Genomic DNA, 25,213 nt, shown 5'->3' on the forward strand with positions numbered 1-25,213 from the left:
TAATTAGAATATGAAAAAAATATTATATACACTACTGCTTGCATCTACTGTGTTTGTGAGCTGTGATGATAGATTGGATGAGTTGAATACGGATAAAAAGAATCCATCAACTTTTCCTCCAGAGGCCTTGTTTGCTTCTGCTACTAGAGAAGTAGTAGACAATATTGTGAGCATGAGCGTGAATGACAATCCATTTAGATTGTATTCTCAAATGTGGGCTCAAACTACGTATCCTGACGAAAGTCAGTATACTATGACTGCCAGAGAGATACCTTTAAGTATTTATACTAATCAGTACAGAGATGTTTTGATTGATCTAAAGGATTCTAAAACTGGAATACAGGCTCAATTAGATGATCCTACTAATGTGATCCCAGAGCAAACATTGCGTAACCAAATGGCAGTTATCGATATTTTGATGGGTTATACTTACATCACTTTGGTTGATATTTTTGGTGATGTGCCTTATTCTGAGGCTTTGGATCCAGATAATTTAGATCCAGTATATGATGATGCAAGATCTATTTACAATTCGGTAGAAGACATCTTAACTACATCTAGTACTTTACTTGCTGCCAATACAGCCGCAGGTGGATTTGGTTCTTCTGATTTGGTTTATGGTGGAGATGTGGATGCTTGGGCTACATTTGCGAACTCAATTAAATTGAGAATGGCAATGAAATTAGCTGATGTTGATGCTGCAACTTCAATTGCTTGGGCTAATGAGGCTATGGCTGCAGGAGTTATTTCTACTAATGCTCAGAATTTTTCAATGGCTTACCAGGGATCTTCACCAAACTCAAGCCCACTGCATGAGGATTTAGTATTAAGTGGACGTGCTGATTTTGTTGCGTCTAACACTTTAGTAGATGCTTTGAATGAAAGATTGGACCCAAGATTGATGACATTCACAAGAAATCCAATTGATTATGGCTGGAATGTAGATGACAATGGAATGGCTCAGGATTCAACATTCACTTCTAATATGATCATTGAATACTATGATGAAGATGGTGAAATGACCAGTAGAGACTTTATGGTAGCTCCATTTACTTTAGCTGCTGCTGATTCGGCAACTCTAGGTGAAGTGACTATGTATAAAGGAGGGACTTATGGTGATGCCAATGCTTACTCTACCAATTCTCAAGTTGGGGATATATTACATACACCTTCTTATCCTGGTACGCTTTACAATGCTGCAGAGACTCATTTCTTGATGGCCGAAATGATAGAAAGAGGTGGTTATACTGTGGCAGGAACTGCTGAAGCTCATTATAATGCTGCTATTACAGCTTCATTTGATCAATGGGGTGTTGCAGGTGTTGCTACTTATTTGGCGAGACCAGAGGTGGCATACACTACTGCTGATGGTGGATCTGGTGATTGGAAACAAATCATTGGTACTCAAATGTGGTTAGGGTTATACAACCAAGGTTTAGAGGGTTGGTCTACATGGAGAAGATTAGATTTTGATGGATTTACTCCTCCTCCAGGAATGACCATGGCTGATATTCCAAATCGTATGACTTATCCTTTGAGAGAGGCGACATTGAATGGAACTTCATTAGCAGCTGCTCAAGCTAAGCTTACAGGAGGTGATGAGGCTTCATCTAAGATTTTCTGGGATGTGAATTAATTCATTTTCAAATAATAATATTGAAAACCTGCACCATTGGTGCAGGTTTTTTTATGTCCAAATTTTCTATGGAAAGGAATAAGGGTATTTGATCGCTTAGGTTTTATAGGACTGTTAAATCAATTGTTCTATTTAAATCTAAGCGATATGAGAAACATTCTACTTAGTTTATTATTTGTTGCGCTTGGGATTTCTTCAGCTTTTGCTCAGGACAGGACCATTTCGGGTCGTGTCACTGATGGAGAAGAAGCACTCCCTGGTGTAAATGTTATCCTAAAAGGCACCTCTCGTGGTGTTACTACGGATATTGATGGTAATTATCGAATTGCTGTGCCAGGCGATGGAGGCGTCTTGGTGTTTTCATATATAGGTATGATGACACAGGAAGCCGAGATAGGTGCCAGGTCTGTTATTGATGTGGAAATGTCCGCTGATGCTAAACAGCTGACAGAAGTGGTTGTCGTGGGCTATGGTACTCAGCTGAAACAAGACCTGACAGGTAATATTGCCAGTGTATCTAGTGAGGATATTCAGAATATTCCCGTTAATAGTTTTGAGTCTGCGATTCAAGGGAAGACTTCAGGTGTATTCATTGAGAAGGCGAGTGGCAAGTTAGGTGAAGGGATCAAGATGCGCGTTCGTGGTACTTCTTCCATTTCGGGTAACAATCAGCCACTTTATGTAATCGATGGTATTCCAATCACTACTGAAGACCAATCGATCAATAACAACCAACCTACGAACCCATTGGCTGATATCAATTTCAATGATATCGAATCGATTGAAGTACTCAAAGATGCCTATGCCTCTTCCATTTACGGATCAAGAGCTTCGAATGGAGTCGTTCTGATTACTACAAAAAGAGGTAAATCAGGAAAACCTCAGATTAACATAAGCTATCAGGTGGGTACTTCCCAACCTGCTCGTCTCAGAGAATGGATGAATGCGGAAGAATATCGTGAGATCTACACAGAGGCTACTTTGCGATATCTTGGTGTTGATCCAGTTACGGCGACTGTTGAGGATGTGACAGATGCTCAGGAGTTCCTAGAGGCGGTTTTAGTTGATGGTTTTGCTAGTGATATGGAAACTGATACCGATTGGCAGTCTGAGGCTTTTGCAGATGATGCAGGATTTAGTCAACTAGACGTAAATATGAGTGGTGGAAACGATGCAACACAGTATTATGCAGGTGTCTCTTACAATGATCAGAGAGGTATCTTGATCGATAACAACTTTACCCGAGCGAGTGCAAGGTTAAATTTGGATCAGAAGGTAACTGATAAGCTGAAATTGGGAATGGGCCTAAATGTAGTTAGAAGTGAGCTGGATAGAGTTTCGAATGACAATGCTTTCGCTACTCCACTTCAGCTCATAGCTTTAGCTCCAACTCAGGCAGCCTATCTCGATGACGGTACAGCCAATCCAAATACGATCTATTATAATGGATTGACTGAAAGAGATAATTCTACGAATACAACGACCGTATTTAGAACTTTGGGCAACATCAATGCATCATACCAAATTGTAGATGGACTAACTGCCAGAGTAGAATATGGATTGGATATTCTGGATCAGCAAGAAGATGTCTACAAGGGGCGTGTAACACAGGATGGATCGCCTGGAGGTCAGGTGGATAGTCGTGCCGTAAGAGTGATTAACTACACCACTACAGGGACTCTGGATTATGCAAAGACATTTAGCGATAAGCATGCCATCAATCTAATAGTTGGGTCAAGTTATCAAGAGTCAAATGATAATTCGTTGAGTCTTCAGGCGACAGGCTTTCCTACGGATGATTTGAATACTGTAGCGAGTGCTGCAGAGAATATCTATCAATATTCAAGTGCTGATGGATTTTCATTCCTTTCTTACTTCGGTAGGTTTAACTATAAGCTGAACAATAGGTATCTAGTAGGTTTTAGTGGTCGAATGGATGGTTCATCTAAGTTTGGTGAAAATAATCGCTATGGCTTCTTTCCTGCTGCCTCTGCAGGTTGGATCGTGTCTGAGGAATCATTTTTGGCAGGAAATAGCCTGTTGAGTTTCTTAAAATTGAGAGCGAGTTATGGTTTAACTGGCAATGCACCTTCTGCCAATAGAGCTCATTTGGGAACCTATGCCGGCGCACCTTACACTACTACTTCAGGTTTGAGACCTTGGGCTTTGGCCAACCCTGATTTGAAATGGGAGAAAACAGCTCAACTGAATATTGGGATTGATTTTGGGTTATTCAACGATAGAATTACTATCGAAGGAGATTACTACATCAAAAACACTACGGATTTATTGTTAAGTAGGCCGATTCCTGCTATATCCGGTTACAATTCGATTTTTGAAAATGTTGGTGAACTGAACAACAAGGGATTTGAACTTGTTTTGAACACTCAAAATTTGGTGGGTGAGTTTACCTGGTCTACCAGTTTCAATATAGCGGTCAATAAGAACGAAATCACCAAGCTCAATAGTGATTCAGATATTATTTCGGGACGAAATAGGGTACGGTTAGGTGAGTCAATTGGTGTGTTTGTAGCTAGAGAATATGCAGGTGTTAATCCAGATAATGGGGATGCTTTGTATTTCGTGAATAGGGAGCCTACGCAAACAGAAATTGACAATGGAACTGTGTTTACCGTAGATCACATCGGTGATGAATATGTCACTGCCAGCTACAATGCTGCTGAGGATGTGGTGATCGGTTCTCCAAATCCAGATTTCGTTGGGGGTCTAGATAACAAGCTGTCCTATAAAGGCATTGACTTAGGCTTCTTCTTGCAATTCGTCTATGGAAATGAAATTTATAACCAGGCGGGAATTTATCAGTCAAACAATGCTTCTGGTTTTGTGGATAATCAAACCAGAGACCAATTAGATAGGTGGATTCAACCAGGAGATATTACAGATGTGCCAAGGGCAGAGCTAGTTGGAGGAATTGGGGACAATCATTCTTCCAGATACCTGTCCGATGGGTCTTATTTGAGGTTGAAAACTGTCACCTTAGGATACACCCTTCCAGAAAATTGGATCAGCAAGGCACGACTGAGAAGTGCAAGAGTTTATGTGTCTGGTCAAAACCTTTTGACATTTACGAATTACGAAGGATGGGATCCTGAAGTGTCCTGGAGCGGAACTGGTAGAACGCCTACTACTGCTAATATTCTGCAGGGTGTGGATTTTTACACTGCACCACAAGCTCGCACAATCACATTTGGTATTAATATCGGAATTTAAAAATCGGAAAAATGAAAAATATCAAGATATATATACTGGTAGTACTTGTCTTTACTCTTTCGTGTGATGATAAGTTGAATATAGAGCCTAGACAAGTATTGGATTCTGACCTGGTTTGGGTAAATGAAGAGAATTTAGAGGCTGTGCTTTTCGGGGCATATGCAGGAATGAAAGGCACCTTCGGCAACAATGAAGGTGGCGAAATGTATGGAGGGGATTATATGGTTTTTAGTGAAATGCTGGCCGCTACTGATGAAGTAGTTTGGGGTGGTTCCTTTACTGCTTATCGTGAAGTTTTCGATAAGGAGATCACAGTTACCAATACAGCGATTTCTCTCAATTGGATCAGAGCCTACGACGTGATCAATTCTGTGAATAATGTTTTGGCTCACCTGGATTTAGCAGAAACGGATGAAAAACGTGATTGGATTGAAGGTCAGGCGCTGGCGATTCGTGGTATCATGTATTTCGAATTGCTAAGGTTTTGGGCCCAACCTTATGGTACTGGTTCTGAGGTTTCTGATCCAGGGGTTCCTTTGGTATTGACTCCTACGATCACAGTAGAAGATGCTGATGCTCTAATGGAGCAAGGTAGGTCTACCGTTGCAGCAGGCTATCAGCAGGTGCTGGACGATCTGTTGGAGGCTAAAGGTCTCATAGATGTGAGCTATGGTAAGAATGGGACGAGTATCTCGACTTACACGGTTTCGGCGGTACTGTCCAGAGTGTATTTGCAACGCGGTGAATTTGCTTTGGCAGCTCAGGAAGCGGACAGAGTCATTCAAAGTGGAGAGTATACACTAGGAGATGACCCGATCAAAGCCTTCAATAATGTCTCCAATGGACCCGAAGATGTGTTTACCATCCAGCAGACTGCATTGAGTAATTCGGGGACTAGTAATGGTGGTTTAGCTACCTTTTATGCAAGGTTGTTTGGTAGCGGTCGGGGAGATGTACAAGTGCAAGCCACCCACTTTACAAATTATGAGACTGGTGATTTAAGAAGTGGCCTACAGGATGACCTGTCAGACGAAGCAACTGCTGGTACGGTAACTGAAATGTACTACATAGGAGTAGGTGGACAAAATTCAGGTCAGATCCAATGCGCTAAATACCAGGACAGTGAAAGAAATATTCAGATTGTTCGATTACCTGAAATGTATTTGACTCGTGCGGAGGCAAACTTTGAAGCAGGAACCAATGTGGGTGCTACTCCATTAGCGGATATTAATGCGATTCGCAACCGTGCTGGATTGACTGATTTGACCACTGTTACCATTGATGAAATCAGACTAGAAAGAATGCGGGAGTTAGCCTTTGAAGGTCATAAGTTGCATGATATCAAACGTTGGCAAATGTCAGTGGGTTCATTGCCTTATGATGCCAATGAGCTCGTGTTGCCTATTCCTCAAAGAGAGATTGAGATTTATGACATCCCTCAAAACGCGGGATATTAAAAAAATGCCAGCTCTGATCGTTTCAGGGTTGGCATTTTTTACCATTCATTCCTCTATGGCTCAAGGAACTGATTTTGAAGCCAGAGACAAATACAACACAGTTTCAGGAGTAACGAATACAGTTACTACTAATACACAAATGGTCTTTGATCAGTCCTACGAGGGGATTAAAGGGCATCCCTACTTATTCGGTGACTGGAAAAATGCCACTCTTCGATTGGATAATGGCAAAGTGTATGATGGTATCCCCATCTTGTTGGACCTAGAAAAGGATCAGGTACTTTTTAAACCGAAGACTCTTGATGTTCAGGTACTGGATGCTCAGATAGTTGAAAGCATTGAAATGGAGGGTTTAAAGTTTCAATATTTAAACTTATCAGAAGGTACTAAGTTAAGCTCAGGCTTTTATTTGTTGTTCTATACTTCGGATCAGTTCATGCTCTATGAAAGAAGAAGTAAGTTTTTAGAAAGGAGGCAAGAGTCATCGGCCTATAATTATGGGCCTGACTTTGATGATTACAAATATTACCCAAGAAAGTACGTGCTTATAGATAAGGAAGGCCCCAAGGATTTGAAGAGATCTCTTCGGGGAGTTGCCAGGGTGCTCGGGAAAGAGGTAGACATCAAAGAATATCTAAAGGGACACAAGAATTTTGACATAGATCGAGAGGAAGATTTTATCGATCTTCTCGCATTCTATTCAAAGAAACTGACTGAGAAGTAGAACCTCTTCAGTATGTTTTCTAATGTTAAAAGTGGCTTAAGCCACTTTTAACTTATTAATCTTAGATTTTTCGAATTTCTCTTCAGCGTAGGCTTTGTTGATGACCAGTTTTTTGCTCTTGTCATCAGATGGCATCTCGAACATTGCGTCGTTTACAATCGATTCACAAATAGATCTTAGCCCTCTGGCTCCCAGCTTGTATTCCAGCGCTTTTTCTACGATGTAGTCCAGTGCACTTTTCTTGAACTCAATTTCAATGCCTTCCATATCGAAAAGCTTCGTGTATTGTTTAACCAAAGCATTCTTAGGCTCTGTCAATATCTTCTTGAGCGCTGATTTGTCCAATGGATCCAGATGCGTTAAAACTGGTAGACGACCAATCAATTCTGGAATTAAACCAAATGATTTCAAATCCTGAGCCGTGATGTACTGTAATAGGTTTTCTTTATTCACATCCTTCATCTCGTCTTCCTTAGAGGCAGAGTTAAATCCTAGCGGACGTGTATTCAGTCTAGAACCAATATTTCTCGCGATACCGTCAAAGGCCCCACCACAGATGAACAGGATGTTTTCAGTGTTCACATTGATCATTTTCTGATCAGGGTGCTTACGTCCACCTTGAGGCGGTACATTTACTGATGTCCCTTCCAATAGCTTTAAAAGCGCTTGTTGAACCCCTTCGCCACTTACATCTCTGGTGATAGATGGGTTGTCAGATTTTCTGGCAATTTTATCTAATTCATCGATGTAGACGATTCCTCTTTCTGCTGCTTCGACATCATAGTCTGCTGCCTGAAGCAGTCGAGTCAGGATACTTTCTACATCTTCACCTACATAACCCGCTTCGGTCAGTACCGTCGCATCAGCGATACAAAATGGAACCTGTAGGATTTTTGCCAAAGATCTGGCCAAATAGGTTTTTCCTGTTCCGGTTTCTCCTACCATCACGATGTTTGATTTTTCAATCTTCACATCATCATCTTTGGTCTCTTGCATCAAGCGTTTGTAGTGGTTGTACACCGCTACAGAGATGACTTTTTTAGCTTCATCCTGCCCAATTACGTATTGGTCAAGGTGCTCCTTCATCTCTTTAGGCTTGATCAGATTAAAGTTAGGAGAGGAAACGTCATTTTTTGTTTTCAGTTCCTCGCTGAGAATCTGATTGGCTTGACTGATGCATTTATCGCAGATATGCGCATGGATGCCTGAGATCATCAAATCCACATCTTTCTTATTTCTCCCGCAAAACGAACATGTTACTTGTGCCATTTCCTCTTCTTTACCTTAAATATACTAATTATTTACTGGTGTCTCTTTCAAGTACCTCATCAATCAAGCCATATTTTTTGGCTTCTGCTGCTTTCATCCAATAGTCTCTGTCAGAATCTTTCTCGATTTGCTCGTAAGATTTGCCACTATGTGATGAAAGGATTTTGTAAAGATCTTCTTTTACAGACAATGTTTGCTTCAATGATATTTCCATATCTGAAGCCTGCCCTTGCATACCCGACATAGGTTGGTGAATCATGATTCGGGCATGTGGCAGAGCGGCACGCTTACCAGCTGCGCCTCCAGCCAACAATACAGCCCCCATAGAAGCCGCCAGGCCTGTACAGATGGTGTTGATGTCTGGGTTGACATAATTCATCGTGTCATAGATGCCAAGGCCTGCATATACAGATCCTCCTGGGCTATTGACATACAGAAGAATGTCTTTTTGAGAATCTACTGATTCCAAAAACAGCAATTGAGCTGTGATAATATTGGCAATGTTGTCGTCCACTCCAGTTCCCAGGAAGATGATTCTATCCATAATCAAACGGGAGAAAACATCGATTTCGGCAAATCTTGTCGGCCTTTCTTCGATCACTGATCGGGTCATATTTTCTACAAACCCAGTGTACTGATCAAAGGTATTGCCATTTATATTTTGGCCTTTTACGGCAAAATCTCTAAACTCTTTTTTGTCCATGATTTCATGTTTTAGATACGGTTACAAAAAAACAAAAAAAGCCCTTATATCAAAGGACTTTTCCAATAGACGATCTTAGACTTTAAAAGTTTATGCTTTTTCCTTGTATTCCTCAGCAGTGACTTCTTTTGACTTAATGGTCACTTTGTCTTTTAGGAAAGAGATAATCTTGTCGTTAAACACGTTTTCTTGCAGTTGTCTGTAGTTCTTGCCTTCTTCAGCCTGTAGATAGTTCATTGCGAAAGTATCAATGTTGGCTTCCATCTGCTCCGACATTCCCATAGATCCGAATTGCTGACGAATCATGTTCTTAGCTGCTTCCACTACTTCTTCCTGCTCTACGTTGATTTCATTAGCCTTTGCGATCTTACTTTTGATCATCGACCATTTCAGATCGTTAGTGTAAAGCGGATATTCTTGCTCGATTTGCTCGTCAGTAATTTCCTGATTAGATAGTTTCAACCATCTCTTAAGGAATTCGTCTGGCAATTCGATTTTAGTATCTTCGATGAATTTGTCTCTGATTTTCAACTGAGTGTATCCGTCAGTTTCTCTGTTGTAGTTTTCTGAGATCGCAGTTCTTACTTTCTCGATGAATTCCTCTTCAGTTTTAACTGCGTCTTTACCGAATACTTTGTCGAACAATTCCTGGTTCAATTCAGCAGGGATAGTTCTGTTGATGTTTTTGATCTCAAATTTGATCTTTCCAGTCAAATCTTTGTTCTCTCCTAAGAACTGAGCACGAGCTGCTTCATCTTTGATGGTTTTTTCTACATCAAATTCCACCACGTCACCGCTCTTCTGCTCTAAGAATTTCTTCAAGCTCTTTTTCTCAACATTCGTCAAATCAAGTGTAGTGCCTGCTGGCTCTTCTTGACCTTCTACTTGAATGAAGCCATAAAGCGAATCTCCCTCAGCTGATTGCTCAGGATTAGTCATTTCGCCGAATTGTTTCTTCAGGTTGTCTAGCGTTTCGTTGATCAAAGCATCATCTACTTTGATAGAAAAGGTGTCCACCTTTACCTTGCTATCCACCTTCACCTCGAACTCTGGTGCCATACCGATACTGTACTCGAAATCAAATTCTGATCCGTTGTCCCAGTCCAGTCCTTCTACTTTTTCTTGATTAGGAAGTGGCTCGCCGAGTAGCTCGATTTCATTTTCTTTGATGTAATCCATCACTTTGTGAGAAACCATGTGGTTGATTTCGTCGACCAGGATAGACTTTCCGTACATTTTTTGGATAACTCCTTTCGGTACTTTTCCTTGTCTAAAACCTTTGATGTTGGCCTTCTTGCTGTACTCTTTGATCTTTTCCTCAACTTTAGGTTGATAATCAGCCTCCTTTAAATTAATTTTAATTAGGGCTTCTGTCTTTGAGATTTGATCTAGTTGAATGTCCAAAACTATGCTTGTTTTATGTACAAAATTAAAAAACCCTCTAGCCTGATTACAGGTAGAGGGTGTTTGTTTGTGCGGATGGAGGGACTCGAACCCCCATGCCTCGCGGCGCTAGATCCTAAGTCTAGTGCGTCTACCAATTTCGCCACATCCGCGTGATCGAAAAATTTGGAAGTGCAAAGGTAGTATTAAAAACGAATTAGTCAATATCAATCTCAAAAATATTTCAAGAAGAATCTTGATTGATTCTTCAGCCCTTATGGTCATCTTTGTATGAAGAGTTTTTGTATCGCTTTTAGCCAACATTAATCAATGGGAGAGACACTGCTCGTAGATGTAGAAGAAGAGAAAAAGGAAATACTGAGGAGGTACAGGCGGTTGCTCAGACGGGCCAAACCTTTTTTGAAGGACGATGATGCCAAAATCATCAGAAAAGCCTTTTATACTGCCGCTGAAGCGCATAAGAATATGCGCAGGAAAACTGGCGAGCCTTACATTTATCACCCTATCGAAGTGGCCTATATATGTGTGGCCGAAATCGGACTGGGTACCACATCTATCGTATCTGCCTTGCTGCACGATGTAGTAGAGGATACCGACTGGACGCTCACCGATGTAGAAAAAGAGTTTGGAAACAAGGTCATGCGGATCATCGATGGTCTAACTAAGATCAGTGGTGTACCGGGGGAAAGCATGTCTGAGCAGGCGGAGAACTTTCGTAAAATGCTTCTCACTCTTTCTAAAGATACCCGAGTGATCTTGATCAAGTTGGCAGATCGACTTCATAATATGCGTACACTGCAGAGCATGCAGCGACACAAGCAGCTCAAGATCGCTTCTGAGACTTTTTATCTATATGCCCCGCTGGCGCACAGGCTGGGACTGTATGCGATCAAGACAGAGCTGGAGGACCTGTCAATGAAGTACCGCGACCCAGATGACTATAACTATCTGGCTAAAAAGATCAATGATACCAAGGAAGCACGGAATCGATTCATCCGGAGTTTTATCCGTCCGATGCAAAAGACGATTTCGGATCAGGGCTACAAAGTAGAAATAAAAGGCCGACCCAAATCTATTTTCTCCATCGCCAATAAAATGAAGAAACAAAACATTCCTTTTGAAGAGGTGTATGATTTGTTTGCGATCAGGATCATTGTAGATGTAGAGGAGGAGAATGAAAAGGCGGCCTGCTGGCATATATATTCCATAGTGACCGATTTTTATACGCCAAACCCGGACCGCCTCAGAGACTGGATCAGTATCCCGAAGGCTAATGGATACGAGTCGCTCCATACCACTGTGATGACCAACAGAGGACAGTGGGTGGAAGTGCAAATCAGGACTCGGCGAATGGACGATATTGCTGAGAAAGGATATGCGGCGCATTGGAAGTACAAAGATGGTTCAGCCAAAGATTCTGAATCTTCTCTCGACATGTGGATTTCCAAGGTGAGGGAATCTCTGGAACAAAATGACATTTCCGCCATAGAGTTTGTCGATGATTTTCGTTCCAATCTTTTTCAGGAGGAGGTTTATGCCTTTACCCCTAAGGGGAAATTGATCACGCTGCCCAATGGCGCTTGCGCTTTGGACTTTGCATTTGATATCCATACCGAAGTGGGTGGCAGCTGTATTGGCGCCAAGATCAACAAGAAACTGGTATCTCTAAATACGCTGATCAAAAATGGTGACCAGGTAGAAATACTTACTTCGTCCAAACAAAAACCCAACGAGGGCTGGCTCAAATATGTTGTCACCTCAAAGGCCATATCTGGTATCAAGGATTACCTGAAGGAAGAAAAGAAAAAGGCGGCCTCAGAGGGTAAAGAGATTGTGCTTCGCAAGCTGAAGCAGATCAAGCTAGAATTGAACAATGACACGATCAATCGAATGATCGCTTACTTCGGGGCAGAATCCCCACTGGACTTCTTTTATGATGTCGGCAAAGGTAAAATTGATCCTAAGGAGATCAAGAAGATCAGCGAGATCAAAGAGGAGAAAAAGCATCACCACAGAAAGCGACCTGTACTTAACGAGGAAGTACTCAAGGCCACTAAAAAAGCCAAGGAGGTTAATGATAACCCTTTGATACTGGGCGACAATATGAATATGGTGGATTACAAATTCGCCAATTGCTGCAAACCTATACCCGGGGATGACGTTTTTGGATTTGTGACTGTGAGCGAAGGAATCAAGATCCATAGAACAAGCTGCCCGAATGCCACCGAACTGATGTCTAACTATGGTTACCGTATCATCAAGGCGAAGTGGACTTCTCAGCAGGAGATTGCCTTCCTGGCGGGTATCAAGGTGATCGGGACAGACCGAATGGGTATGATCAATGACATTACCCAGATTATTTCTAATGATCTGAAAGTCAATATGAGATCCATGAGTATCGATACTGACAATGGCATTTTTGAAGGGAGTATCAAGGTTTATGTAGATGATACACAGCATCTGGAAACGATGATTCATAAGCTTTCCGCTATCGACGGAGTAGAACGTGTGCACCGCTTTGATTTATTTGAAGATTAATACCTATAAAAAACTATATTTGCACGCTGGAAGTCAAAAAATCATTGATAGATTAAAATTTGAACCAAACACAAGGACATACAGAGGCGACATCTAAGATCTTCGAGGAGGTAAAAAACATCTTTACCCGCTTTTTAGAGAACAAATCGCTAAGGAAAACTCCTGAGCGCTACGCCATATTGGAGGAGATATACAGCAAGTCGGGACACTTCGATGTGGAGACCTTGTATATCAGTATGAAGAACAAAAACTACCGGGTCAGTAGAGCGACGGTTTACAATTCGCTAGACCTGTTGGTTGAGTGTGATTTAGTCACCAAGCATCAGTTTGGTCAGAATCTGGCTCAGTACGAAAAATCATATGGCTTCAAACAACACGACCACATCTTGATGGAAGGAAGCGGAGAAGTGCTTGAATTTTGTGATCCTAGAATCCAAAATATCAAGAGGACTTTAGAGGAGATGTTTGATATAGATATCACCCATCACTCGCTCTACTTTTTCGCTAAAAGCAAAAAAGACAAGAAGCAAAATTAATTTACGAAAGCAATGAAATTTAATTTCAAGCAGGACAATGATCTGACGATCATTCGATTCGAAGGTGATCTGATCGGGGAAGAAAATGGCCCAGAGATCATAGAGCACGTCAACGATACCCTAAGCAACAACATAACCAAATGCGCCGTGGATATCTCCGAGGTTCGCTATATCAACAGTAGCGGCATTGGCGTATTGATCACGATTTTGACCAAGTTTAGAAATAAAAGTGGTGAGGTCGTACTCATTAACCCTTCTGATCATGTAAAGAAACTACTGGTTATCACTAAACTGAATGCCATATTCACGATAGTCGATGATCTGGATCAAGCAAAAGAGGAACTGAATAAATAAAGAAGCATGGCTGTAGATGTATTGCTGGGACTCCAATGGGGAGATGAAGGTAAAGGAAAAATTGTAGATTATTTAACACCTAAATACAAGGTGATTGCCCGTTTTCAGGGCGGACCGAATGCAGGTCATACATTGAAATTTGGAGATACAAAACACGTATTGCACCAAATCCCATCTGGGATATTTCATGAGGGATCCCTCAACATAATCGGTAATGGCGTGGTTTTGGATCCGGCGATTTTCCAAAAAGAGATTTTGGCTCTTGAGAAATTCGAGAACTATGATTCTTCGAAATTGAAGATCTCGAAGAAGGCGCAACTGATTCTGCCGACACATAGAATCCTGGATGCTGCCTATGAGAATGCCAAAGGAGATAGCAAGATTGGTTCTACCTTGAAAGGAATCGGACCGACTTACGAAGATAAGATTTCCAGAAATGGCCTGAGAGCGGGAGATACGCTTGGAGCTGATTTCATGGAGAAGTATGAGAAATCCAAAAAGAGACATTTGGATATTCTGAGTCATTATGATTTCGAATTTGATCTGACCGAACTGGAAGAAGCTTTCTTGAAGGGAGTGGAGTTCTTGAAGACTTTCGATTTGATCGACAGTGAGTATGTGCTCAATGGACACCTGGATGCTGGAGACAATATTTTGGCAGAAGGTGCTCAGGGATCATTGCTGGATATCGATTTTGGTAGTTACCCATTTGTGACGAGCTCTAACACTACTACTGCGGCCGCTTGTACAGGTCTGGGTGTAGCAGTCAACAAGATCGGAGAGATCTTCGGGGTATTCAAAGCCTACTGTACACGTGTGGGTAGTGGTCCATTCCCGACTGAGCTGCACGACGAAACCGGTGAGACTTTGAGAAAAAACGGCGGAGAGTTTGGCGCGACGACTGGTCGTCCACGCAGATGCGGATGGTTGGATTTGCCAGCATTGAAATACGCGATCATGGTCAATGGCGCTACTCGTCTGTATATGATGAAGGCCGATGTGCTTTCAGGTTTTGAAGAAATCAAAGTGTGTACGCACTACAAAGCCAAGGATGGTAGTCTGACGGATCATTTGCCATACGATTTGGCAGATGCAGATTTCGAGCCAGTATACGAAACGGTAAAAGGATGGACTGAGGATTTGACAGGGGTGAAATCTTATGAGGAATTGCCACAGTCATTGAAAGATTACGTGAAGTATATCGAGGAGGCTGTAGGTCTACCGATCAATATCGTGTCTGTAGGTCCAGATCGTGATCAAACTTTGTTGAAGTAAGATTATTTCAATCGAAAATATTAAACCCTGGAGGATTCCTTCAGGGTTTTTTTGTGTCCAAATGGTTCAGTACCCTAGTTTCTTTGTGCAAATTGCCCTCAGTGTTTAAGGGCTGGAGTTGTAGTTTTGGTACCTCAGAAATGACAATTACTATGAAAAACTATTTTAGTGTGCTCTTGTTGGTACTCGTCCTGGCAGGCTGTCAGCCATCAAAAACAGAAAACATGGAGGAAAAGAAGGAATTGAAAATATCCCTGGCCGAATGGTCACTCAATCGGGCGATTCGTGGGGGACAGATGAGCAATTTGGATTTCCCGAGGGTTGCAGCGCAGGAGTTTGGCATCTATGCAGTGGAATATGTTTCGCAGCTATTCCCCGATGATACGACTGACAAAGGCTATCTGCAGCAACTCATAGACAGCTGTGATCGATATGGAGTCAAAAGTACCATGATCATGATTGATCACATGGGTAACTTGGGCGATACGACAGAAACCGCTCGCAAGCAAGCCGTTCAGAACCACATGAGATGGCTGGATGCTGCTGCATTTTTAGGCTGTGAATCGGTACGCGTCAATGGCAATGGTTTTGGATCTGTAGAAGCGGTCACAGCAGCTTTGGTCAAGTCCATGACTGAGCTAGGTGATGAGGCAAAAAAGCGCGGGCTGATGGTGATCATAGAGAATCACGGCATCAGTATGCCTGATGGTAGTTGGAACTTCAATTCCTTCTCCAGCAATGGTAAATATCTATCCAATGCCCTGAAAGAAACGAACCATCCGAATGTGGGCGCCTTACCTGATTTTGGCAACTTTGCCGAATATGACCGCTATCAAGGTGTGAAGGATCTGCTACCCTACAGCTATGGCATCAGTGCTAAGACCTTTGAGTTTGATGAAAATGGAGAGGCGATTCAGACAGACTACAAGAAGATGTTTGACATCATCAATGCCAGCGATTTCGATGGCTGGGTGGGAGTAGAGTTCGAAGGGGATGGAGTCTCCGAGTATGAAGGCATCAAAAAGACCAAGGCCCTGATAGAGAAGTATTGGAAGCCGTAGGGGGTAATAGTTATTAGTTATTTGGTTATTAGTTAATGGTTAATTCCAGATTTCTATGCCTTTACAAAACTAGTAGTCATCCTCCGCCTATGTCCACATTTATCATCCAATTCAGTATCTTTAATTTATGAACAAGCAAACAGCAATAGACTCCTTGAAAGATATGCCGCAGGATTTCGAACTTGAGGAATTCATTGAAAGGTTGGTGATTCTTGATAAAATTGAAAAAGGACGCAAAGATGTTGAGGCTGGAAGAACTTTTTCGCATGAAGAAGCAAAAACCAAACTGAGTAAGTGGCTGAAGTAATTTGGTCCAGTAATGCTCTTACTGATTTGAGCGAAATTGGAGAATATATTGAAGTTGATTCTCCAAAGTATGCTGAATTAACAGTTAACAAGCTTTATAACAAAGTTGAAGTCCTTTCTATGTATCCAAAAATGGGAAGAAAAGTTCCAGAGACAGAGAAGGAAAACTTGAGAGAACTCATTGAAGGAAATTACCGGATTATTTATGAGGTTGGGAATGTTGACATCTTTATCCTTACAGTCCATCATAGTTCTAGACCCCTGAAACTTTGAGGCTATGCCATGGTCTCGTCTTCGATTAGTTCAGCTCCTCGAATATATGGTACCAGGATCGATTGCAACTCAATTAAACCCAATTGGCTTCTTTCGATTAGATGAATTAGTTTGGTCATTCCTGGCAGCTCATCAGACTGCTTACCCCAGCAAGTATTAATAAAGAAATAATGGCAACTGTTTTCATAATGCATTAAAATAGTATTTGTAGTGCTTATTGTTCAAACGGTTGCCAACTATAACAAAATAGATGTTAGTTAATGTTTTACAATACTTCAAAGATATCAAAGGTCAAAAGCTGATTCTGTGGTGTTATTTGATTTGGTATGTAGTGATTATTACCATTTATTTTGAACCTTCTCCCAGTTTATGGACTAGTTCCCTGGGTATATCTTGTATCATTGGATTTGCACTTATTTTATCTACCACTCAAAAAGGTAAGAAACAGGATATATGGATAAAAATAAGGCTCTTTTTATTTCCTTTTTGTGTCTCCAGTTACTCTGCAACCATAAAGGATTATGATTTTATTCTATTATTCCCGATCAATCAATTGCATATGTTTATTTCAGCTTTGAGCTGCTTAATGTTTCTATTTATGGTTGGGTGTATTAAAAGATTCTATAATCCAACTTAAATCAGTAATTACCAATTGAGTCAACCCTCAATTTCACTGACTCGTTGAGTGCTTATAAAGTGTATTGGACTAGTAATGAAATAAGGGACAACCATAGCACCCTACACAGGCATAGTTCAACAGTGAGTCCATAAACCATTGCCCTCCAAACTCCCCAAGTCACATTTATCCCTTATTTTAGGGCAACAGTTTATAGAGCACTAAACTGATCTATGAAATTAAAATACCTACTAATGTTATTTTCATCAGTACATTTTAAGATGCCAAAAGATCAAAAATTGTTCCCACAATTACCGACATCAATGCAATCACCTTTACAATTGAATTAAGACTCTTTTTATCTAAAACCCAAACAATTGGACTTATTAGAAAAAAGTTTAGAGCGTAAGAAATACAATAAAACAACAGAGCAAAAAGCGAGATAATAACTGGAATTATTAAGCCTGAGAAGGAAAAGGCAAAACTCCCCAAAAAAATGGCCCAGAACCAATTCATATATTCAGCAAGCTTTACTGAGCAATACAAGGCAGAAATAAGAGCTGCAATAATTAGCATCAATGTATATGAAGAATCAATTTTAAGTACATCCTTTTCCTCTTTGGTGAGTTTTTTACTCGTAGTTTTTTGATACCACTTTCTTGTGTTTTCAAGACCGAAAAACGCTATTTGACGAATGTTTCGAAAATTTATTAATTCCTTAAGGTTAGCACTAAACTTAGAGAGTCTAGTAAATCCAATAATTTCAAAAATCACCATTAATCCTCCTAAGAACTGAATAATTTTACCAATTCGTCCTAGCCAGAAGATTGACACACCAAATAGTCTATAATTTGTTAGCCCAACTCCTTGAAACCAAAGTTCCCAAGCTTTAATAAAATCTATGTCCATAAAGTATTGTGTTTGACTAAAAGTTAAGAAAGGAATATAGCATTTTGTTAGGCATCTTGCGTGGGGACTTCTATGAGAAAATTCTGAGTTTATGGAAACTACCCCCGCCAACCCCGTCACCCCTACCGCGCACTCAGCCAATAGCAAAGACAACCTAGCGAATGATACTGACAACCTTGCCAATCTTACCGATGACTCTGTCGATGATACAGACAACCTAGCGAATGCCACAGACGACCTAGCGGGTGATACCGACAACTCAGCCAGTAACACCGACAACTTAGTGAATACCACAGACCACTTAGAAGGTGGTACCGACGACTTTGTCAATGCCACAGACTACTTAGTAGGTGATACTGACTACTTAGTGGATGATACAGACGGCTTAGAAGGTAACACAGACAACATTGTGAATGCCACTGACAACTCTGTGGGTCATACAGACAACATTGCCAATGGTACTGACAAGGCTGCTATTTAATAGCCGATATCCCTGTGATCTCATGTCCGAGGATCAGCAGGTGAATGTCGTGAGTACCCTCGTAGGTGACGACCGATTCCAGGTTCATCATGTGGCGCATCATGGGGTACTCGCCAGTGATGCCCATGCCTCCGTGGATCTGCCTGGCTTCTCGAGCGATATCCAGCGCAGTAGCGACCGAATTCCTTTTGGCCATGGAGATCTGTGCCGTACTGGCTTTGCCCTCATCCATCATCTTTCCTAGCTTCCAGTTGAGCAACTGGGCCTTAGTGATTTCGGTGAGCATTTCTGCCAGTTTTTTCTGAATCAGTTGGAAGGACGCGATGGGCTTGTCGAACTGTTGGCGCTCCATTGCATAGCGTCTCGCAGAGTCGTAGCAATCCATCGCTGCTCCGATGGCGCCCCAGGCGATCCCGTAGCGGGCCGAATCCAGGCACATCATCGGTGCTCCCAGGCCTGATTTGCCAGGCAGTAGATTTTCTTTGGGCACTTTCACATTGTCGAACACGAGCTCTCCTGTACAGCTGGCTCTCAGCGACCATTTGCCATGTGTCTCTGGCGTGCTGAAGCCTTCCATGCCACGCTCTACGATCAACCCGTGGATTCTTCCTTCCTCGTTTTTGGCCCAGACGACCGCTATGTCAGCCTTGGGTGAGTTGGAGATCCACATCTTGGCACCATTGAGCAGGTAGTGGTCGCCGGCATCTTTGAAGTGGGTGACCATGCCGCTCGGGTTAGAGCCATGGTCAGGTTCTGTCAGACCGAAGCAGCCCAGCATTTCGCCTGAGCCCAGTTTGGGTAGGTATTTCTTCTTTTGCTCCTCTGAGCCAAACTTGAAAATAGGATACATCACCAGAGACCCCTGTACGGATGCAGTTGATCGCATGCCCGAATCCCCTCTTTCGATCTCCTGCATGATCAGGCCATAGGAGATATAGTCCAGGCCGCCACCGCCGTACTCGGCAGGTAGCTGAGGGCCGAAAGCGCCGACCTCTCCGAATTTGCCCACAATCTCTTCTGGAAAATGATTGCGCTCGGCCCAATCTTCGATGTAGGGACTGATTTCTTTTTTGACAAAATCACGCATACTCTGACGGATCAAAAGGTGCTCCTCGGTCAGCAGGTCGTCGAGTGCGTAAAAATCTGGAGATTCAAATGTGTCTTTCATGTTCGGGTCTTATGTTGTTAAGGCTTTTCAGCCGCTATGTCGATTAATTGTATCAAATTTACACCCTCAACGACAATTAACAACCCAAAATGATAATGAAGGATATCGATCCAAAAATTTTAGAGCAAGTCAAGAAACTCGAGCAAAAGTATGAGGCGATGGGGCAGGATTTGTCCTCCTATCTCGATGGACTTTTGCATTCGGACTACCTGACTTACTGGGATTATATTCATCTGGACACTTTGCTCAGTCTTCAGAATCCCAAAACGCATTTTCCTGATGAGAAAATTTTCATCATCTATCATCAGATCACAGAGCTATACTTCAAGCTGATCCTGAACGAGATCGAGCAATTGGCTTTTGAGGATCCTAAGGATGCGGCCCTGTTTCTGACTCGATTGAAAAGGGTAAACCGATACTTGCTGCATTTGGTGGATTCCTTTGATGTGATGATCGACGGGATGGACCAAAACCAGTTCTTGCAGTTCAGGATGTCCTTGCTGCCGGCCAGTGGTTTTCAGTCCGGGCAATTGAGATTGATCGAGTTTTCTTCCACTCCGATGATCAACCTGACAGAGCGAAGCGTGCGAGCTGAGCTGGAAGGGCAGGATATCGAAAGCCTATACCCGCATCTGTACTGGAAGAAAGGGGCTACTGAGCTAGCGACTGGCAAAAAGACACTGACGCTGAGGCAATTTGAAGAGAAGTATGCGGACGAATTTGTGAGACACGCGCAGCGCTATGCAGCGGACAATATTTGGTCCAAATATAAGAGTAGCTATGAAGGTGGCGAGGCGAATGCAGAGATCGTGGAGCAGCTGAGGCATCTGGATTTGCTGGCCAATGTCAACTGGCGATTGGCGCATTATAAGTCGGCCGTTCGCTACTTGCAGAAGGATCCGGATATCATAGCCGCGACAGGCGGTACCAACTGGCAGCAGTATTTGCCTCCTAGATTTCAAAAAGTTATCTTTTATCCAGAGCTTTGGTCTAAAAAGGAGATCGAAGACTGGGGCAAGAGCTGGGTCGAAGAGACGGTTTTTAATTTGAAAAAATAAGTGAGTAGAAAAAGAGCGTTTGGAACATGGATCGCCTATTTCCTTTTCATCGGGAGTATATGGGCGCAGGGCGTGGAGGTCAGAACCTACTACGATCAGGACCAGCAGGTGCTGAAGGAGGTTTTCTATGTCAACGACACCATCGAAAATCTGCTCAATGGTCCCTATCGCTCTTACTATCTCTCTGGAAAGGTCAAATCAGAAGGCGAGTACCAGTACAATCGCGCGACAGGAGATTGGGTTTACTATTTCGAAAATGGGAACATCCGAAACACGGGGTCCTTCTTCAGAGGTCGATCGGTGGGTATATGGACTTACTACTTCGAGAATGGAAACAAGCGATCGGAAGGAATCCTGGAGGACAATCAGCGAGCAGGCGAATGGACTTTTTATTTTGAGGATGGCGGTCTGAAGAGCGAAGGAACCTACCTCGATGGCATACGCGATGGGCTTTGGAAGTTTTATTACGAGGAGGGCAGTCTCAAGGCACAAGCCATCTTTAAAAACGGTAAAGGAGATTACAAGGAGTTTTACCTCTCTGGGAGTCTCAAGATGGAGGGGCTCAACCGCAATGGCAAAAGTGATAGCTTGTGGACTTACTATTTCGAATCGGGCGAACGAATGGCGGAGGGTTATTACAAAAAAGGCCTGAAGACCGGACCTTGGAAATATTTCTACAAGAATGGTGAAATCTCAGCCCAGGGCGGTTATGAAGAAGGCCAGACGATTGGTAACTGGATTTACTATCACGAGAATGGTGCGAAGAGTGCGGAAGGTCTCCAAAAGAACAGTCAGAAAGATGGCTACTGGAAGATGTTTTACGAGACAGGTGAGATGAAGGGTATCGGTGAGTTTGACGAAGGGACGGGCGAGTACAATGAGTACTACGTCAGTGGCAAGCTCAAAGTGAACGGGCATTTTTTGAATGGATTGAATGATGGGCACTGGACCTACTTTGATGAAGAAGGGCACATCGAAGGAGAGGCAGATTTTGAGCAGGGGATGGGCCAATATACTGGCTACTATCTGGATGGCAGCATCAAGATGTCAGGAAAGATCGCCGGAGGTCGTCGAGTTGGGGAATGGACGCTCTACAAGAAAAATGGAGAGATAGCAGGTAAATATCATCCTGTATATCAGGATGACAATCCCGTCTTCCTGACCGAAGAGCGGCTCAATGATGGCAGCAATCAAGAAGAATATGAAAAGCCCGAATACAAATTCAAAAGAAAGAAATCCAGGAATTTCACTCCAGTGGTCAACGAATACAAAGGTGTGATATTTGCCACCAATCCACTGATGCTTTTTGCTGGTCATGCGCCGCTATCAGTGGAGTATTATCTGCAGGAGCGACTGGGCTATGAGCTGATGTATAGTTATAGACGTGATCCGTTTTTCTCTTCCCTGGAGGGTGTGGGTACTGATGATGTTTTCACACAGGGACACCGACTTAAGTTCAAACAGAAGTTTTATAGCAAAGATCAGAAATATGGCATGCTGTACTTTGGTCATTTGATAGGGGCCAATTTTGACAAGCATAGCGTGAAAATCAACGAAGGCTCTGGCAACTTCCAGACTGTAAGTATGGGCGAGCAGAACTATTATTATGGCGTGATCGTAGGAGATCGCTGGATGAAGAATCCGGGTAATGCGGGCTTTACCGTTGATGCCTATATCGGTTTTGGATTGGGATACCGAAACAAGTCCAGAGACTACAGCGATCGAAATTTCGACAGTTCATTTAAAAGTGTTCCGGGAGAGGGAATCAACGTGCCAGTGTTTTTTGGCGTGAACATAGGCTATCTCGGATTCAAAAAATATCAAACCAACGGCCCAGTAAGATAATCACATGACAAAAATATTGCGATACAGGCTGAAGCCGGAAATTGCGCTCGATGAGCAGCGATTCGAAGAATTTGTAAAAGGGAAAGTGGGAGAAGGCGCACAGTGGAAACTCTTCAAAAGATCCATTGATGCGAGAAGTAAGTGCGTGCAGGTCAATGTCGAAATCGCCCTTTCTGAAAATGGAGAGGACCCCAGACCCTTTGCCTACCAGAAGCCGGACAATCATGTGGAGAACAAGCCAGCAGTTATCATCGTTGGCGCTGGGCCTGCAGGACTTTTCGCCGCACTTCGCTGTATCGAATTGGGTGCGAAACCAGTCATACTAGAGCGTGGCAAAGATGTGCAGGCGAGAAGGAGAGACCTGGCTGCCATCAACAAGGAACATAAGGTCAACCCCGATTCCAACTACTGCTTTGGTGAAGGGGGAGCTGGCACATATTCAGATGGGAAGCTGTATACCCGATCCAAGAAGCGCGGAGATGTGACTCGTATTTTGGAGATATTGGTCGCCCATGGTTCTAATGAAAATATACTGGTCGAGACACATCCACACATCGGTACCAACAAGCTGCCCAAAGTAATCGCTGACATTCGCGAAACGATATTGAGTCGAGGTGGGGAAATGCATTTCGATACCCGAGTGGAAGACTTTGTCATCAAGGAGGGGGAACTGAGAGGCGTGAAGACGCAGGATGGAGCTACCTGGGAAGGCATAGGCGTGATCCTGGCTACTGGGCATTCGGCTCGAGACATCTTTTATCTTCTAGACAAATCAGGAGTCAAAATCGAATCGAAACCTTTTGCGCTTGGTCTCAGAGTGGAACATCCTCAGCAAATCATCGATCAAATCCAATACCACTGTGACAATCGAGGAGAATATCTCCCTGCAGCTGCTTATGCACTGGCTACTCAGACGCATTTCGAGGAGGTGAAGAGGGGCGTTTTCTCTTTCTGCATGTGTCCGGGAGGCTTCATCGTGCCTGCTGCGACTGCCGATGGCGAAGTGGTGGTGAATGGCATGAGCCCCTCGAGACGCGATTCGAAATTTGCCAACTCAGGAATCGTAGTAGCCATCGAGAATGAGGATCTGGAGGCATATGCTGAGGAGGGGGAGTTCAGAGCCCTGGCATTTCAATCAGAAGTGGAAAAAAATGCCTGTGCCATAGCTGGTGGTACCCAAACGGCCCCAGCTCAACGATTGGTTGATTTTGTGCATGGCAAGGTATCCAACTCCTTGCCTGACTGTTCTTATCAGCCCGGACTGGCCTCTGTGAATATGCGTGATTTCTTACCAGAGTCCATCTATGAACGTCTCAAGTTTGGCTTCAAAAACTTCGGTCGCAAGTCCAAGGGCTATCTCACCAATGAGGCTCAGGTGCTGGGAGTGGAAAGCCGTACCTCTTCGCCCGTTCATGTGCCCCGCGATCGGGATACGCTGGAGCATGTCGAGATCAAACGTCTCTACCCATGTGGAGAGGGCGCTGGTTATGCGGGCGGTATCATGTCTGCAGCCATTGATGGCGAAAAATGTGCAGAGAAGTTAATAGAGGCCTATCTCAAGATATAGAGGAGATCCGTGGAGAGGTTGGTGAGAATGAGTAAATTGTCTAAAGGAGTAAGAAAAAGCAATTTTCTAGGGGCAGTTAATGAGTCAAAGTCATGCGAAATTTTGAGGGAATCATTCAGGAGTATTTCGGACAGATGTCCAGGGAGGAGCTAGCAATAATCCGTTCTTACTTTAAGGATGAGGAACTGAAAAGAAACGACTTCTTCACCAAATCTCAGCAGTATTGTCATCGCTTGAGTTTGGTTAAGTCAGGGATTCTCAGGGTATTTACATTGTCAGAGGGTAAAGAGGTAACACAATGGATCTCAACGGAAAACTATTTGATGACGGAGATTGCAGGCTTCTTTTTTGATCAGCCCAACCGATGGAGTATTCAGGCCTTAACGGATACTTCTTTGCTCACTATTACCAAGACGGATTATCAGAAGCTATGTGAGGAATTTCCTAAATGGCATGAGATAGAAAAGCGCTTCCTGGCCAAGTGCTTTATGATGTTGGAAAACCGGGTGTTCACCCACCTATCCATGTCAGCCGAAAAGAGATACGAACTGTACTATGAACAGAACAAGGCCTTGTTCAATCAAGTGCCGCTCCAATACATCGCATCAGTACTCGGTATGTCAGCTGAGACTTTTAGTCGCATCAGAAAAAAACAGGCCGAGGGGCAAGACTAAATATGAGCCATAAGAGGAGAAAATTGTTAGATGGCTGGCTTTCTTGATTTTTATCAAGAGGACTGAGGGGATTGCTTCGGAACTTTGTTTCCTATCAATCATTAAAATCATGACAAAGGAAATGAAAC

The 25,213-nt window shown here is 42.9% G+C and carries 21 protein-coding genes and 1 tRNA gene; 16 read left to right on the forward strand and 6 right to left on the reverse strand.

The window, feature by feature from the left end:
- Positions 1 to 10 precede the first annotated feature (10 nt).
- From N7U62_RS20350 to N7U62_RS20365, 4 genes are all read left to right on the forward strand, one after another.
- Positions 11 to 1,636 carry a SusD/RagB family nutrient-binding outer membrane lipoprotein gene (locus tag N7U62_RS20350; RefSeq protein WP_264139940.1) on the forward strand — a complete coding sequence of 542 codons (1,626 nt, stop codon included), beginning with the start codon at positions 11 to 13 and terminating at the stop codon, positions 1,634 to 1,636.
- Positions 1,637 to 1,783: 147 nt separating this feature from the next.
- Positions 1,784 to 4,867 carry a SusC/RagA family TonB-linked outer membrane protein gene (locus tag N7U62_RS20355; protein ID WP_264139941.1) on the forward strand — a complete coding sequence of 1,028 codons (3,084 nt, stop codon included), beginning with the start codon at positions 1,784 to 1,786 and terminating at the stop codon, positions 4,865 to 4,867.
- A gap of 11 nt (positions 4,868 to 4,878) precedes the next feature.
- The gene (locus tag N7U62_RS20360) at positions 4,879 to 6,324 is read left to right on the forward strand and encodes a RagB/SusD family nutrient uptake outer membrane protein (RefSeq protein WP_264139946.1); all 1,446 of its coding nucleotides are present in this window, start codon (positions 4,879 to 4,881) and stop codon (positions 6,322 to 6,324) included.
- A 4-nt stretch (positions 6,325 to 6,328) separates the two neighbouring features.
- A complete protein-coding gene (locus N7U62_RS20365; protein ID WP_264139948.1) occupies positions 6,329 to 7,048 on the forward strand; it encodes a hypothetical protein in 720 nt (239 codons plus the stop codon).
- Between the two features lie 36 nt (positions 7,049 to 7,084).
- Here N7U62_RS20365 and clpX read toward each other — a convergent pair whose 3' ends face one another.
- The 4 genes from clpX to N7U62_RS20385 form a co-directional block, all read right to left on the reverse strand.
- Positions 7,085 to 8,317 carry an ATP-dependent Clp protease ATP-binding subunit ClpX gene (clpX, locus tag N7U62_RS20370; protein ID WP_264139949.1) on the reverse strand — a complete coding sequence of 411 codons (1,233 nt, stop codon included), beginning with the start codon at positions 8,315 to 8,317 and terminating at the stop codon, positions 7,085 to 7,087.
- Between the two features lie 28 nt (positions 8,318 to 8,345).
- Positions 8,346 to 9,023, reverse strand: a complete 678-nt coding sequence (locus N7U62_RS20375; RefSeq protein ID WP_264140453.1) for a ClpP family protease — start codon at positions 9,021 to 9,023, stop codon at positions 8,346 to 8,348.
- 87 nt (positions 9,024 to 9,110) lie between these two features.
- Entirely contained in the window at positions 9,111 to 10,424 is a 1,314-nt protein-coding gene (tig, locus tag N7U62_RS20380; protein ID WP_264139950.1) for a trigger factor, read from the reverse strand.
- Between the two features lie 70 nt (positions 10,425 to 10,494).
- A tRNA-Leu gene (locus N7U62_RS20385) sits at positions 10,495 to 10,576 on the reverse strand.
- 157 nt (positions 10,577 to 10,733) lie between these two features.
- On the opposite strand from N7U62_RS20385, the gene N7U62_RS20390 reads away from it, so the two are divergent.
- From N7U62_RS20390 to N7U62_RS20420, 7 genes are all read left to right on the forward strand, one after another.
- Positions 10,734 to 12,962, forward strand: a complete 2,229-nt coding sequence (locus tag N7U62_RS20390) for a RelA/SpoT family protein (RefSeq protein ID WP_264139952.1) — start codon at positions 10,734 to 10,736, stop codon at positions 12,960 to 12,962.
- 59 nt (positions 12,963 to 13,021) lie between these two features.
- Positions 13,022 to 13,498 carry a Fur family transcriptional regulator gene (locus N7U62_RS20395; RefSeq protein WP_264139954.1) on the forward strand — a complete coding sequence of 159 codons (477 nt, stop codon included), beginning with the start codon at positions 13,022 to 13,024 and terminating at the stop codon, positions 13,496 to 13,498.
- Positions 13,499 to 13,510: 12 nt separating this feature from the next.
- Positions 13,511 to 13,852, forward strand: a complete 342-nt coding sequence (locus N7U62_RS20400) for an STAS domain-containing protein (RefSeq protein ID WP_264139955.1) — start codon at positions 13,511 to 13,513, stop codon at positions 13,850 to 13,852.
- 6 nt (positions 13,853 to 13,858) lie between these two features.
- Complete coding sequence (locus tag N7U62_RS20405) at positions 13,859 to 15,127, forward strand: adenylosuccinate synthase (RefSeq protein ID WP_264139956.1); 1,269 nt, start codon at positions 13,859 to 13,861, stop codon at positions 15,125 to 15,127.
- Between the two features lie 152 nt (positions 15,128 to 15,279).
- Positions 15,280 to 16,188 (forward strand): sugar phosphate isomerase/epimerase family protein, encoded by a 909-nt coding sequence (locus tag N7U62_RS20410; protein ID WP_264139957.1) that lies wholly within the window; start codon positions 15,280 to 15,282, stop codon positions 16,186 to 16,188.
- 127 nt (positions 16,189 to 16,315) lie between these two features.
- Complete coding sequence (locus N7U62_RS20415; protein ID WP_264139958.1) at positions 16,316 to 16,495, forward strand: hypothetical protein; 180 nt, start codon at positions 16,316 to 16,318, stop codon at positions 16,493 to 16,495.
- On the forward strand, positions 16,483 to 16,767 hold the full coding sequence (locus N7U62_RS20420; protein WP_264139959.1) for a type II toxin-antitoxin system RelE/ParE family toxin: 285 nt from the start codon (positions 16,483 to 16,485) through the stop codon (positions 16,765 to 16,767). Before N7U62_RS20415 ends, N7U62_RS20420 begins: the two co-directional genes overlap by 13 nt.
- Before the next feature lie 892 nt (positions 16,768 to 17,659).
- On the opposite strand, the gene N7U62_RS20425 is transcribed toward N7U62_RS20420, so the two are convergent.
- Positions 17,660 to 18,292: a hypothetical protein gene (locus N7U62_RS20425; RefSeq protein WP_264139960.1), complete on the reverse strand. Its 633-nt coding sequence runs from the start codon at positions 18,290 to 18,292 to the stop codon at positions 17,660 to 17,662.
- A 91-nt stretch (positions 18,293 to 18,383) separates the two neighbouring features.
- Between N7U62_RS20425 and N7U62_RS20430 the strand changes: the two genes are divergently transcribed.
- Positions 18,384 to 18,773: a hypothetical protein gene (locus tag N7U62_RS20430; RefSeq protein ID WP_264139961.1), complete on the forward strand. Its 390-nt coding sequence runs from the start codon at positions 18,384 to 18,386 to the stop codon at positions 18,771 to 18,773.
- Here N7U62_RS20430 and N7U62_RS20435 read toward each other — a convergent pair.
- Positions 18,766 to 19,941, reverse strand: coding sequence for an acyl-CoA dehydrogenase family protein (locus N7U62_RS20435; RefSeq protein WP_264139963.1), 1,176 nt, complete (start codon positions 19,939 to 19,941; stop codon positions 18,766 to 18,768). The genes N7U62_RS20430 and N7U62_RS20435 overlap by 8 nt on opposite strands.
- A gap of 89 nt (positions 19,942 to 20,030) precedes the next feature.
- Here N7U62_RS20435 and N7U62_RS20440 point away from each other — a divergent pair, with 89 nt between their 5' ends.
- The 4 genes from N7U62_RS20440 (at position 20,031) to N7U62_RS20455 (ending at position 25,085) form a co-directional block, all read left to right on the forward strand.
- Positions 20,031 to 20,999 (forward strand): tryptophan 2,3-dioxygenase family protein, encoded by a 969-nt coding sequence (locus N7U62_RS20440; RefSeq protein WP_264139964.1) that lies wholly within the window; start codon positions 20,031 to 20,033, stop codon positions 20,997 to 20,999.
- On the forward strand, positions 21,000 to 22,844 hold the full coding sequence (locus N7U62_RS20445) for a toxin-antitoxin system YwqK family antitoxin (RefSeq protein WP_264139965.1): 1,845 nt from the start codon (positions 21,000 to 21,002) through the stop codon (positions 22,842 to 22,844). It abuts the gene before it with no gap.
- 4 nt (positions 22,845 to 22,848) lie between these two features.
- Entirely contained in the window at positions 22,849 to 24,411 is a 1,563-nt protein-coding gene (locus tag N7U62_RS20450; protein WP_264139966.1) for an NAD(P)/FAD-dependent oxidoreductase, read from the forward strand.
- A 92-nt stretch (positions 24,412 to 24,503) separates the two neighbouring features.
- Entirely contained in the window at positions 24,504 to 25,085 is a 582-nt protein-coding gene (locus N7U62_RS20455; RefSeq protein WP_264139967.1) for a Crp/Fnr family transcriptional regulator, read from the forward strand.
- Positions 25,086 to 25,213: the final 128 nt, after the last annotated feature.

Origin of the sequence: Reichenbachiella ulvae, from assembly GCF_025833875.1 — a bacterium.
In the GTDB taxonomy this organism is placed as follows: domain Bacteria; phylum Bacteroidota; class Bacteroidia; order Cytophagales; family Cyclobacteriaceae; genus Reichenbachiella; species Reichenbachiella ulvae.

Excerpts from the sequence above, each read along its gene's own strand:
- N7U62_RS20360 (WP_264139946.1), top strand. The coding sequence starts at position 4,879 with ATGAAAAATATCAAGATATATATACTGGTAGTACTTGTCTTTACTCTT.
- N7U62_RS20455 (WP_264139967.1), top strand. The coding sequence starts at position 24,504 with ATGCGAAATTTTGAGGGAATCATTCAGGAGTATTTCGGACAGATGTCC.
- N7U62_RS20415 (WP_264139958.1), top strand. The coding sequence starts at position 16,316 with ATGAACAAGCAAACAGCAATAGACTCCTTGAAAGATATGCCGCAGGAT.
- N7U62_RS20410 (WP_264139957.1), top strand. The coding sequence starts at position 15,280 with ATGAAAAACTATTTTAGTGTGCTCTTGTTGGTACTCGTCCTGGCAGGC.
- clpX (WP_264139949.1), bottom strand. The coding sequence starts at position 8,317 with ATGGCACAAGTAACATGTTCGTTTTGCGGGAGAAATAAGAAAGATGTG.
- N7U62_RS20400 (WP_264139955.1), top strand. The coding sequence starts at position 13,511 with ATGAAATTTAATTTCAAGCAGGACAATGATCTGACGATCATTCGATTC.
- N7U62_RS20390 (WP_264139952.1), top strand. The coding sequence starts at position 10,734 with ATGGGAGAGACACTGCTCGTAGATGTAGAAGAAGAGAAAAAGGAAATA.
- N7U62_RS20425 (WP_264139960.1), bottom strand. The coding sequence starts at position 18,292 with ATGGACATAGATTTTATTAAAGCTTGGGAACTTTGGTTTCAAGGAGTT.
- N7U62_RS20435 (WP_264139963.1), bottom strand. The coding sequence starts at position 19,941 with ATGAAAGACACATTTGAATCTCCAGATTTTTACGCACTCGACGACCTG.
- N7U62_RS20365 (WP_264139948.1), top strand. The coding sequence starts at position 6,329 with ATGCCAGCTCTGATCGTTTCAGGGTTGGCATTTTTTACCATTCATTCC.
- N7U62_RS20355 (WP_264139941.1), top strand. The coding sequence starts at position 1,784 with ATGAGAAACATTCTACTTAGTTTATTATTTGTTGCGCTTGGGATTTCT.
- N7U62_RS20430 (WP_264139961.1), top strand. The coding sequence starts at position 18,384 with ATGGAAACTACCCCCGCCAACCCCGTCACCCCTACCGCGCACTCAGCC.
- N7U62_RS20450 (WP_264139966.1), top strand. The coding sequence starts at position 22,849 with ATGACAAAAATATTGCGATACAGGCTGAAGCCGGAAATTGCGCTCGAT.
- N7U62_RS20350 (WP_264139940.1), top strand. The coding sequence starts at position 11 with ATGAAAAAAATATTATATACACTACTGCTTGCATCTACTGTGTTTGTG.
- N7U62_RS20405 (WP_264139956.1), top strand. The coding sequence starts at position 13,859 with ATGGCTGTAGATGTATTGCTGGGACTCCAATGGGGAGATGAAGGTAAA.
- N7U62_RS20440 (WP_264139964.1), top strand. The coding sequence starts at position 20,031 with ATGATAATGAAGGATATCGATCCAAAAATTTTAGAGCAAGTCAAGAAA.